We start from the raw sequence: 345 nt of genomic DNA on the forward strand, positions 1-345 counted from the left end.
GGATAAAAGGTACTCCGGGGATAACAGGCTGATACCGCCCAAGAGTTCATATCGACGGCGGTGTTTGGCACCTCGATGTCGGCTCATCACATCCTGGGGCTGAAGTAGGTCCCAAGGGTATGGCTGTTCGCCATTTAAAGTGGTACGCGAGCTGGGTTTAGAACGTCGTGAGACAGTTCGGTCCCTATCTGCCGTGGGCGCTGGAGAATTGAGGGGGGCTGCTCCTAGTACGAGAGGACCGGAGTGGACGCATCACTGGTGTTCGGGTTGTCATGCCAATGGCATTGCCCGGTAGCTAAATGCGGAAGAGATAAGTGCTGAAAGCATCTAAGCACGAAACTTGCC

At 54.8% G+C, this 345-nt stretch carries 1 rRNA gene; it reads left to right on the forward strand.

The features are described 5' to 3' along the window. Nucleotides 1-345: ribosomal RNA gene (locus AB6V08_RS23185) — 23S ribosomal RNA — on the forward strand; the annotation flags it as partial.

The organism is Enterobacter soli (assembly GCF_964208575.1).
Lineage (GTDB): Bacteria > Pseudomonadota > Gammaproteobacteria > Enterobacterales > Enterobacteriaceae > Enterobacter > Enterobacter soli_A.